The 11032-nt window shown below is 69.2% G+C and carries 11 protein-coding genes, 1 rRNA gene and 1 riboswitch; of the genes, 1 reads left to right on the top strand and 11 read right to left on the bottom strand.

Going from position 1 to position 11032, the window contains the following annotated elements; translation table 11 throughout:
• Positions 1-114: 114 nt before the first annotated feature.
• Positions 115-211, bottom strand: a riboswitch (glycine riboswitch).
• Between the two features lie 114 nt (positions 212-325).
• Positions 326-700 (top strand): PRC-barrel domain-containing protein, encoded by a 375-nt coding sequence (locus ACFY3N_RS29325; protein WP_030833737.1) that lies wholly within the window; start codon positions 326-328, stop codon positions 698-700.
• A 10-nt stretch (positions 701-710) separates the two neighbouring features.
• Here ACFY3N_RS29325 and ACFY3N_RS29320 read toward each other — a convergent pair whose 3' ends face one another.
• From ACFY3N_RS29320 to rrf, 11 genes are all read right to left on the bottom strand, one after another.
• On the bottom strand, positions 711-2093 hold the full coding sequence (locus ACFY3N_RS29320; RefSeq protein ID WP_390819786.1) for a DNA polymerase IV: 1383 nt from the start codon (positions 2091-2093) through the stop codon (positions 711-713).
• Between the two features lie 49 nt (positions 2094-2142).
• A complete protein-coding gene (locus ACFY3N_RS29315; protein ID WP_390819785.1) occupies positions 2143-2826 on the bottom strand; it encodes a MerR family transcriptional regulator in 684 nt (227 codons plus the stop codon).
• A 194-nt stretch (positions 2827-3020) separates the two neighbouring features.
• Positions 3021-3494, bottom strand: a complete 474-nt coding sequence (locus ACFY3N_RS29310; RefSeq protein ID WP_004934251.1) for a bifunctional nuclease family protein — start codon at positions 3492-3494, stop codon at positions 3021-3023.
• A gap of 83 nt (positions 3495-3577) precedes the next feature.
• Positions 3578-4318 carry a MerR family transcriptional regulator gene (locus ACFY3N_RS29305; RefSeq protein ID WP_390819784.1) on the bottom strand — a complete coding sequence of 247 codons (741 nt, stop codon included), beginning with the start codon at positions 4316-4318 and terminating at the stop codon, positions 3578-3580.
• Between the two features lie 38 nt (positions 4319-4356).
• On the bottom strand, positions 4357-5289 hold the full coding sequence (locus ACFY3N_RS29300) for an FHA domain-containing protein (RefSeq protein WP_390819783.1): 933 nt from the start codon (positions 5287-5289) through the stop codon (positions 4357-4359).
• Positions 5290-5350: 61 nt separating this feature from the next.
• On the bottom strand, positions 5351-6250 hold the full coding sequence (locus ACFY3N_RS29295; RefSeq protein WP_390819782.1) for a DUF881 domain-containing protein: 900 nt from the start codon (positions 6248-6250) through the stop codon (positions 5351-5353).
• A gap of 5 nt (positions 6251-6255) precedes the next feature.
• On the bottom strand, positions 6256-6588 hold the full coding sequence (locus ACFY3N_RS29290; protein WP_003988855.1) for a small basic family protein: 333 nt from the start codon (positions 6586-6588) through the stop codon (positions 6256-6258).
• Positions 6585-7421, bottom strand: a complete 837-nt coding sequence (locus tag ACFY3N_RS29285; RefSeq protein ID WP_390819781.1) for a DUF881 domain-containing protein — start codon at positions 7419-7421, stop codon at positions 6585-6587. The genes ACFY3N_RS29290 and ACFY3N_RS29285 overlap by 4 nt, the downstream gene beginning before the upstream one ends.
• 187 nt (positions 7422-7608) lie before the next feature.
• Positions 7609-10104 carry a sugar phosphate nucleotidyltransferase gene (locus ACFY3N_RS29280; RefSeq protein ID WP_390819780.1) on the bottom strand — a complete coding sequence of 832 codons (2496 nt, stop codon included), beginning with the start codon at positions 10102-10104 and terminating at the stop codon, positions 7609-7611.
• A 115-nt stretch (positions 10105-10219) separates the two neighbouring features.
• Positions 10220-10828 (bottom strand): CDP-alcohol phosphatidyltransferase family protein, encoded by a 609-nt coding sequence (locus ACFY3N_RS29275; RefSeq protein ID WP_390819779.1) that lies wholly within the window; start codon positions 10826-10828, stop codon positions 10220-10222.
• A gap of 109 nt (positions 10829-10937) precedes the next feature.
• Positions 10938-11032 (bottom strand): 5S ribosomal RNA (gene rrf / locus ACFY3N_RS29270); the annotation flags it as partial.

Here is an 11032-nt window from a genome sequence, read left to right as displayed (position 1 = left end):
CCTCCCCCTCTGTCATCTCAACCTGAGAGCTTCACCGGACGGCCCGAAGGCGTCCGGTTTTCACCGTCGGTGAGAGCGGAAGCCGTCGACACCCGCCCTGCTTTCCAGAGTGACCTCGTCCGTGCGGTACGTGTGCCTGAGAGATTCCGGGGAGGATTTGCTCCTTCGGCGCCTCCGGTGGTGTCCGGAAGGGCTCTCCCGCACGGGGTCAGCAGCCGTTTGCCAGCCTACCAGCGAGCACCGCACCAGTACCTTCGAGTGGCCGCCCAGCCGATTGTGCCGTTCTGTAGTGCTTACGGATGAGTTTGCGACCAGTGGAGGGCCCGTGCAGACCGACATCGATCCGCGCCACCTGATCGGCCGCAAGGCGTTCGACCGCAACGGAAACCGGATCGGCACGATCGACGAGGTCTACCTCGACGACGCCACCGGCGTACCGGAGTGGGCGGCGATACGCACCGGTCTGTTCAGCAGGGACGCCTTCGTCCCCCTGGAACCCAGCGACCTCATCGACGGCGCCCTCCACGTCCCCTTCGAACGCGCCCTCATCAAGGACGCCCCCGACTTCGGCGTGGGCCGCCACCTCTCCCCCGAACAGGAACTCCAGCTCTACCACCACTACGGCCTGGACCTCGCCGCTCCGCCTCCCCTCCCGGACCGCGACTTCGGCAAACTCGCCGGGAACGACAAGCCGGCCTGATCCGCCTTGCTCACCGTCCCCGCGCCCCTCGGCCGGCCCCCGCGCCCTCGCCCTCCCCGGGTCCTCGGGCCACCAGCGGCAGCGGTTCCGCCGGTTGCAGAGCCGGGTCGTCGACGCGGAAGGTCTTCACCCTGCCCGGCTCCGAGCCGGGTGTCTCGAAGCGCACCGTGACCCGGCCCAGCCCGCTGCCCTGCACCCATCCGTGTCCGTGCACGGCGTGCCGTACGTCGTGCCCCGCCGGCCAGCGCCGCTCGGCGGGTGCCTCCGGCTCCGGCGCGGGCGCGGCCTCGGCCTCCTCGCGCAGGAGGTCGTCCACGGGGCCGCCCGCCTGCGCGAACAGGTCCTCCTGCGTGTAATCGGCCAGCCCGCTGACCCCGACGCCCAGCAACCGCACCCCGCCCGTCGTGTCGACCGAGTCCAGCAGCCGCGCGGCCGCCTCCCGCACCACCGCCGGATCGTCCGTGGGGCCCCGCAGCGTCTCGGACCGGGTGAGGGTCGAGAAGTCGTACCGGCGCACCTTCAGCACGATGGTCCGCCCCGACAGGCCCGCCGCCCGCAGCCTGCGCACGCACCGGTCCGCGAGCCGCCGCACCTCCCCGCCGACCCGCACCCGGTCGTGGATGTCCACGTCGTACGTGTCCTCCACCGACACCGACTTGGCCTCCCGCTCGGCCACCACGGGCCGCTCGTCCCGGGCCAGCGCCATCGCGAACAGCGCGCGCCCATGGGCCTTGCCCAGCAGCCGTACGAGCTCGTCCTCCCCGGCCTCGGCGAGCTCGTCGACCGTGTGGATCCCCGCCCGCCGCAGATGATCACCGGTCGCCGGTCCGACGCCCGGCAGGGTGCGGACCGACAGCGGCCCCAGCAGGGCCCGCTCCGTGCCCGGCTCGATCAGCACCAGTCCGTCCGGCTTCGCCTGCTCCGAGGCGATCTTCGCCAGCATCTTGGAGGCCGCGAGCCCCACCGACCCGGTGAGCCCCGTGACCGCTCGTATGTCCGCGCGCAGCTTCGCCCCGGCCAGCCGCGCCGACCGCTCGTCCCAGGCCGTGCCGCCGGCCTCCAGGTCCACGAACGCCTCGTCCAGGCTCAGCGGCTCCACCAGCGGCGACAGGGCCCTCAACAACCCCATCACCTGCTCGCTGATCGACCGGTAGAGGGCGAACCTCGGCACCAGATACGCGGCGTTCGGCGCGAGCCGACGGGACTGCGCCATGGGCATCGCCGAGTGGACGCCGAAGACCCGTGCCTCGTACGAGGCGGTGGCCACCACACCCCGTGGCCCGAGCCCGCCCACGACGACCGCCTTCCCGCGCAGACTCGGCTTGGAGGCCTGCTCCACCGAGGCGAAGAAGGCGTCCATGTCGAGATGCAGGATCGTGGGCGCGGTTCTCACCTCTCCGATGCTGCCGCACGCCACTGACAACGGCCGTTGCGGGGCGGTCTCAGACGGCCTTGTTCCGCCGCCGCGCCAGCTCGTCCATCGGGTTGTGCCCGACCAGGGTCTCCCCGGTGTCGACGCGCTCCCCGTGCAGCTGGGACAGCGCGCTCTCCACGTCCCGCCACACCACGCCCACGGCGATGCCGAAGACGCCCTGGCCGCCCTGGAGCAGGGCGTGGACCTCGTCGGGCGAGGTGCACTCGTAGACCGTGGCCCCGTCGCTCATCAGCGTCATGCGCTCCAGGTCGCTGAAGCCGCGCTCGCGCAGGTGCTGGACCGCGGTGCGGATGTTCTGCAGGGAGACGCCCGTGTCCAGGAACCGCTTGACGATCTTCAATACGACGACGTCGCGGAAGCTGTACAGCCGCTGCGTACCCGATCCGTGGGCCGGCCGCACGCTCGGCTCGACCAGCCCCGTACGGGCCCAGTAGTCGAGCTGCCGGTAGGTGATACCGGCGGCGGCGCAGGCCGTGGGCCCCCGGTAGCCGATCTGCTCGGACGCCATGGATGTCGCCCCTCCGCTGCTCGGCACAGCCGTCGGTCGCTGTGGAGCGTGGTCGATCGCGCCGCCGTGGACGGGATGCCCCCCGCTCGGACGGAGCCGGGAGTTCTGGGGAGGGTACGGCCCGCTCGCCCCGAAACCACGTCCGGGGACACCCCCAGCCGTACCGTCGCCGCTGCTTCTCACGCCGACCTCCGTCCTTGACCTGCCTCCTCGAAGGTAGGCAGTCACCAAGGGTGCGTCAACGATCGCCACACTCGGCACGCCGAGTGATAATCACCCTAAGAGTGGTTTCCCGTACCCCACCGTGGGGAAAGGCTAGCCGAATGCCTTCGGCGTGAGCCCCGGCGGCCGACCCGGTCGGCGGCCACCGACCGCCCTCACTGGTTACTGGTTCCGAAGTCCTCCGGCGAGATCTGGTCGAGGAACTCGCGGAACTTCTCCACCTCGTCCTCCTGCTCGTCCGGGATGGCGATCCCGGCGTCGTCGAGCACCGTGTCACTGCCGTAGATCGGCGTACCCGTCCGCAGGGCCAGCGCTATGGCGTCGGAGGGGCGGGCACTCACCTCGACACCGCTGGCGAACACCAGTTCCGCGTAGAAGACGCCCTCGCGCAGATCGGTGATGCGCACTTCCGTGAGCTCCTGTCCGACGGCTTCCAGCACGTCCTTGAACAGGTCGTGGGTCAGCGGCCGTGCGGGTGCCATGCCCTGCTGGGCGAAGGCGATGGCCGTCGCCTCCCCCGGCCCGATCCAGATGGGGAGGTAGCGGTCGCCGCCCACTTCACGCAACAGCACGATCGGTTGGTTGGAGGGCATCTCGACCCGGACACCTACGACATCGAGCTCGTTCACACAGCAACCCTAGGCCGTGCCCGGGACGTTTGGGTAGTCGGGCAGGCAACGGGTGGCAGATCCGGCCCCCGCGCCGCTCCGTCTCAGGGCAGCCGTATCCCGAGTGCCGCCTGCACCAGCGCCGCGTGCAGCTTCACCGTGAGCCCCGCCAGCTCCTTCGTGCGCGCCTGGGCGTGGGCCCTGGTCTGCGGGTTCCGGTGGCGCTTCAGCGGGGCGACGACCTGGTCCACCAGGCCGGCCTCACGGTCGGCGGCGGCCTTCATCGCCCTCAGATGACGCGGCTCGATCCCGAACCGCCCCAGCTCGGTGATGAGCCCGGCGACGGTGACCGACTCGGCGTCGTACATGCCGTCCTCGACCGGGGCGAGCAGCCCGTACGACTCCCACTCGGCGAGCATCGGCTCGTCGATGCCGGCGACCGCCAGCAGCCGACCGCGCCCGATGCGTGCCACCGTGGGCGCCTCGACGGCGTGCTCCTGACCGGTGTCCCCGTCCCCCGGACGGCCCAGCGCCGGCAGGTGGACGGCGTCGCCGCGCTCCACGGCGTCGAGGTGCTCACGGATCACTTTGAGCGGCAGATAGTGATCGCGCTGCATGCGCAGCACATGACCGAGGCGCTCGACGTCCCCGGCGCTGAACTTGCGGTACCCCGACGGAGTCCGCTGCGGCTCGATCAGCCCCTCCGACTCCAGGAAACGGATCTTGGAGATGGTGACCTCGGGGAACTCCTCGCGCAGCACGGTCAGCACCGCGCCGATGCTCATCAGTCCGGTGCCCGTGGCGGCGGCGCCGTTGCCGGCACCGCCGCTCGGTGTCTGAACCATGGACCTTCCCTGGGGTTCCCCGGACGGATCCGGGGAGGTCAGTAGCCCCGCTGGCTCGCGTAGAAGACCAGCCGGTACTTGCCGATCTGCACCTCGTCGCCGTTGGACAGGGCGACCTGGTCGATCCGCTCCCGGTTGACGTACGTGCCGTTCAGGCTGCCCACGTCGGCCACCGTGAAGGAGCCGTCCGGGCCGCGCCGGAACTCCACGTGCCGACGGGAGACCGTCACGTCGTCCAGGAAGATGTCGCTCTGCGGGTGACGCCCGGCCGTGGTCAGGTCGCCGTCCAGCAGGAAGCGGCTGCCCGAGTTCGGCCCGCGGCGCACGACCAGGAGCGCGGAACCCATCGGCAGCGCGTCGACGGCCGCCTGCGCCTCGGGAGAGAGCGTCGGCGTCTGCGTCTGTCCGGTGACTTCCGCGTCGTAGGCCTCCAGACCGGAGATCGAGATCGTGGACGTCGTCTCCGAGGGGCGCTCCGGGGTGACCCCGGGCCTCAGCGGCGCGCCGCAGTTGGAGCAGAAGCGGCTGTTCTCCGCGTTGCGGTTGCCGCACCTCGTACACACCAGGGCCGACATGGACGGATCCTCCTGCCGCGGCTGCCCCCCAGGGGCGTGGGACGCGTACGGGTCGGAGAACCCTCCACCCGTACCTGAGGTCGACGGCTGCCCGAAACCTATGCCGCCCGACTGCGCGGGGTCAACGGACGGCGCGCCCTGACCCACCTGGTCCCGGTACAGCGGACGCTGGCCTTCCGCCTCAGGCTGTGCGCGATGACGAGCGGTCGCGTTGCCGCTGCCCTCTCGCCGCGCGCTCTTGCCGAACAACTTCGCAAACAACTTCACGGGCGATTCCCCTTGACCGAAACAGACCCGCCCGTGGGGCAGGACGAACCCTGACTGAACACATTGGCCGACCCGGACATCTTCACAACGTCCGCCTCCGCCAGACAGTTTCCACCACGCACCACCCATTCGGTGCGCCGACCCCCCGCAACCTCATGCCCTGGCCGAACGCGCCCCATGCACCTCCGGTTCACCGGGAGGACGACCGAGCGTAGTCAGGCCGCTTCACCGCCCGCAAGGCATCCACGACGATCTTGGTCGACCGCTCCACGGTAACGGTGGCCTGTTCCTTTTCGAGAGTCTGCACCACGCCTCCGGGGATGTTGAGCGCCGGCTCGAGGTCCTGCGGCTTGCCGATGACCTTGAAACGATAGGGCGCGGTGATCTTGTTCCCGTCCACGCCGACACCGTTCCCGGAGTCCGTCAGGTAGGTGCCCGCCACCACCCGCACACCGTTCACCTGGATCGCCTCGGCGCCGGCCGCGCGCAGCTCCTGGATGGCGTCGAGCAGCATGTTCGCCTCGACCGTCCCCTTCGTGTCCTCGATGGCCATCGTGATCCCGGGCCCCTGCGCGGCCACGGTGCCCGCCAGCACACCGAGCTGCCGTTCCTTCTCGATGGTCTGCTTGCGGGCCTCCTCGGCCTGGTCGGAGCTGTTCTCCAGCTCGTCGCGCTGCTTCTCGAGTCCCTGCTTCTCGTCCTCAAGACGCTCTGTGCGGTCGTCCAGTTCATCGAGGATGCGCACAAGATCTTCCTGACGTGCCCCGCGCAGCGCGCTGTCGCTGTCGCTGTTCGACGCCACCTGGACGGCCAGACCGAACCCGAGGCCGAACAGCAGCAGGGCGACGATGAGTTGGGCCCGGGTCACCCGCGGCGGCCAGAGCCCCTTCACCAGCCGCTGCCGGCCGGTCAGACCGGACGAGGACTGCGGAACGTCCTCCTCCGCGGGTGCGGGCGCCCTCGTGGGCACCTCGGCGGGCACCTCCGCGGGCAGTTCCCTGCGCAGGCCGGCCGCGGGCGGGGCGTCCGGAGCCGGCCTCGGCGGGTACACCGCCGGGCGCGCCGTCTCGTTGTGCTCGTGCTCACTCATCGGCCTCACGCCCGGAACACGTGCCGGCGGATCGCCGCGGCGTTGGAGAAGATGCGGATGCCGAGGACCACCACGACGCCCGTCGACAGCTGGGCCCCCACGCCGAGTTTGTCGCCGAGGAACACGATCAGGGCGGCGACGACGACGTTCGACAGGAACGACACCACGAAGACCTTGTCGTCGAAGATGCCGTCCAGCATGGCCCGCAGCCCTCCGAACACGGCGTCGAGCGCCGCGACGACGGCGATCGGCAGGTAAGGCTCGACGACCGCCGGAACCTCGGGCCGGACCAACAGTCCGGCCACGACTCCCACGACGAGGCCCAGTACGGCGATCACGATGTGCCCTTCTCGGTTATCGGCTGTGCGGTACGTACGATCACACTCGGTGCGGCGGACAGCCGGACGTCGTCCTCCGCGGAGATGGCCGTCCGGATCCCGTAGTTCTCCTGCAAGGCGTGCAGATACAGCCCGTCCGCGCTGTTCTGGAACCGCTCGCTCAGTTTTCCGCCGTCCCCCACCGCGAGCACCGTGTACGGCGGCACCAGCGGTCTGTTGTCGACCAGTATCGCGTCTCCCGCGGCCCTGATCGCCGACAGGGCGGTCAGCCGCTGTCCGTTGATGGAGACCGCCTCGGCGCCGGACTCCCACAGGCCGTTCACCACACGCTGCATGTCACGGTCGCGCACCCGCCCGGTGTCGGAGAACCCGGTGGTCGACCGGGCGTCCCCGTCACCGCCCGTGCTGGCGTCCTTGGCGTCGTCCACCACGAGCCGCACGCCGGGCCCGTGCACCGCGGTGGCGCCGGACAGGATGCCCACCAGCGTGGACCGATCGCCTCCGCCGCTGTCCCGGAGCGCATCGCGCTGCCGCGCGCTCACGTCGGCGCGCAGCTTGTCGACGCCGTCCTCGAGCTCGTCCGCGGCCTCGGTCTCCCGATCGATCCGGTCGATCAGCTCCTCACGCTCCTTGGCCACGACGGGGGCCGCGACCCTGGCCTGCGCGGCACCGACGGTCACGATCAGCGCGGCGAGCACCAGGCCGCCGGCCAGCCCCAGCTTCGCCCTGAGCGTCTTCGGCATGCCGCCGTCGCCGTCGGCCTTCCGCCGCGCGGCGGCCTCGGCGTATCCGTCGTCGAGGCTGTGGTCCATGACGTTGGTGATCAACGACATGGAGGCGTCCGGGCGAGCTGGCCGCGCGGGTGTGCTCCGAACGGGGGGTTGCTGCGGCATGCCGCACATCGTCGCACGCCGCGGCCACTCCCTACGAACGGACCTACCGGCGTGCCGGACAGGCCCCGTTGGGGACACTTGTCCGGCACGCACGCGTACCGCTCGTTTTACCGCGCGTGCCGGCCGCTCACCGACCCGCGCTGTCGACGACCGCCGACCACTCGTCGAGCAGGGCCTGCGCGGAGGCGTCGTCGGGCCCCTCGGCCCACAGGTGGGTGACCGCCTCGGCCGGATCGGGCAGCACCATCACCCAGCGGCCGTCGGCCTCCACCACACGCACGCCGTCGGTGGTGTCCACGAACCGGTCTCCGGCCGCCTCCACGACCCGACGCATCACCAGGCCCTTGACTGCCCACGGGGTCGCCAGGTCCCGCTTGAGCACATGTGCCCGCGGAATGCGCGCGTCGATCTGGCTCAGCGTGAGCTGGGTGCGCGCCACCAGCCCGATGAGCCGCACGAAGGCCGCGGTGCCGTCGTAGACACTGCTGAACTCCGGAACGATGAAGCCGCCCTTGCCGTCACCACCGAAGATCGTCCCTTCCTCGCCGCCCACGCGCGTGAGGTCGTCGGGCGAGGTGGTCGTCCATTCGACCTGCGTGCCGTGATAAGCCGCGACCTGCTCGGCGATCCTGGTGGTGGTCACCGGGAGCGCCACCCGGCCGCTGCGCCGTTCGGACGCGATGAGGTCGAGCATCACGAGCAGCGACCTGTCGTCCTCGATGATCCGCCCCTTCTCGTCGACCAGGGACAGCCGCTCACCGACAGGGTCGAACCGTACGCCGAAGGCGGCACCGGAGGACGCCACGATCTCCCCGAGCCGGACCAGCCCCGAGCGCCGCATGTCGGCCGTCTCGGTCGGCCTGGACTCGTCGAGACCGGGGTTGATGGTCAGCGAGTCGACGCCCAGCTTGCCCAGCAGGCTCGGCAGCACCAGGCCGGCACTGCCGTTGGAGGCGTCGACGACCACCTTGAGTCCGGACTCCGCGATACCGGTGATGTCGACGTTGCGCAGCAGGGAGCCCGTGTATGAGTCGAAGACACTGGCCGGGAAGTGCAGGTCCCCGATCTCCCCGGGGAACGCGCGCCGGTACTCCTGCCGCGCGAACACCCGGTCCAGCTTCCGCTGGCTGCCTTGGGAGAGGTCGGCGCCCTGCCCGTCGAAGAACATGATGTCGACGGAGTCCGGCACACCGGGCGTGGTCCGGATCATGATGCCGCCCGCGCTGCCCCGCGCTGTCTGCTGCCTGGCCACGGGCAGCGGCACGTTCTCCAGGTCCCGTACGTCGATGGCGCTGGCCTGCAGTGCGGAGATGACCGCCCGCTTCAACGCACGGGCACCGCGGGAGTGGTCGCGGGCCGTGGTGACGGTCGAGCCCTTCTTCAGCGTCGTCGCGTACGCGCCGGCCAGCCGCACCGCGAGTTCCGGGGTGATCTCGACGTTCAGGATGCCGGACACGCCCCGGGCCCCGAAGAGGTGCGCCTGCCCCCTGGACTCCCAGATCACCGAGGTGTTGACGAACGCGCCCGCCTCGATGGTCTTGAACGGGTAGACCCGCACATTGCCCTGGACGATCGATTCTTCACCGATCAGGCACTCGTCACCGATGACGGCGCCGTCCTCGATCCGTGCCGCGCGCATGATGTCGGTGTTCTTGCCGACGACACAGCCCCGCAGATTGCTGTGCGGTCCGACGTACACGTTGTCGTGGACGACGGCCTTGTGCAGGAAGGCACCGCTCTTCACGACGACGTTGGAGCCCACGACGGTGTGTTCGCGGATCTCCGCGCCTGCCTCGACCTTGGCGTAGTCACCGATGTAAAGGGGCCCGCGCAGCACGGCGTCGGGGTGCACTTCGGCTCCCTCGGCGACCCATACGCCCGGGGAGATCTCGAAGCCGTCGATGTCGACGTCGACCTTGCCCTCCAGGACATCGGCCTGCGCCTTCACATAGCTCTCGTGCGTGCCCACGTCCTCCCAGTAGCCCTCGGCGACATAGCCGTAGACGGGCTTGCCTTCCTTCATCAGTTGCGGGAAGACATCACCGGACCAGTCGACGGGCACATCGGGCTCGACGTAGTCGAAGACCTCGGGCTCCATGACGTAGATGCCGGTGTTCACCGTGTCGGAGAAGACCTGCCCCCAGGTCGGCTTCTCAAGGAAGCGCTCGACCTTGCCTTCCTCGTCCACGATGGTGATGCCGAATTCGAGCGGATTGGGGACGCGGGTCAGACAGACCGTGACCAGGGCGCCCTTTTCCTTGTGGAAATTAATCAGCTCGGTGAGGTCGAAGTCGGTGAGGGCATCACCGGAGATGACGAGGAAGGCATCGTCCTTCAGCGCCTCCTCGGCGTTCTTCACGCTCCCGGCGGTACCGAGTGGCTTCTCCTCATTGGCATAGGTGAGCTCCATTCCGAGCTCTTCGCCATCGCCGAAGTAGTTCTTGACGAGCGAAGCAAGGAACTGGACGGTCACAACGGTTTCGTTGAGCCCATGCTTTTTGAGCAACCGCAGAACATGCTCCATGATCGGCCTATTGGCCACCGGCAGGAGCGGCTTGGGCATGCTTGAGGTCATGGGACGAAGGCGAGTGCCTTCACCCCCGGCCATCACGACGGCCTTCATGTCGGAAGCGTCCTCCTCGAAGAGACGACGGTCTAGCCGACTTCCCCCACCAGGATTGTCCCGCACTTTTCCACTGCGAGCCACCGCACGACGCTGTGCGCACCAATCAGCGAGTTCAATCGGCCACGGTGTCCGCACGAACCAGACGGCGGACTTGGACCACGTAGAGCACTCCTGCCCACCAATAGAGGGTTGTACCCCATCCGGCGAACGCCCAGCCGAAAATAGCAGCGAGTGACGAGATCCAGCCACTTCCGTCACTGAGCAGGAGCAGCGGGAAGGCATACATCAGATTGAAGGTGGCGGCCTTCCCCAGGAAGTTCACCTGCGGCGGTGGATAGCCGTGCCGGCGGAGGATGCCCACCATGACCAGGAGAACCAGCTCACGCGCCAGCAGAACGGCGGTCAGCCAGAGCGGAAGGATCTCGCGCCAGGTGAGGCCGACCAACGTCGAGAGGATGTAGAGCCGGTCGGCGGCGGGGTCGAGCAGCCGGCCGAGGCTGCTGATCTGGTTCCACCGCCGCGCCAGCTTGCCGTCCAGGTAGTCGCTGACGCCGCTGAAAGCCAGCACCAGGAGGGCCCAGCCGTCGCTCTTCGGACCGCCGAACTCCGGCCTGAGGATCAACCACAGGAACAGCGGTACGCCAATGAGCCGTGCCATGCTGAGCATGTTCGGGATGGTGAGGACGCGGTCTGTCTGGACCCGCGTCTCCTGGACCTCCACCCGGGATCCTCCTGTGGGAAACGTGTCGACGATGCCCCCCGACCCTACCGCAACGCAAAAAAGCTCTGACTCTCGGGCTGTACACCCGAGAGTCAGAGCTCTAAAAGGAGTTCGGCGGCGTCCTACTCTCCCACAGGGTCCCCCCTGCAGTACCATCGGCGCTGTAAGGCTTAGCTTCCGGGTTCGGAATGTAACCGGGCGTTT

This window comes from Streptomyces sp. NPDC000348, assembly GCF_042898795.1.
Classification (GTDB): Bacteria; Actinomycetota; Actinomycetes; order Streptomycetales; family Streptomycetaceae; genus Streptomyces.
The sequence above is the reverse complement of the archived record's forward strand: the minus strand, read 5'-3'. Positions and strand labels throughout refer to the sequence as shown.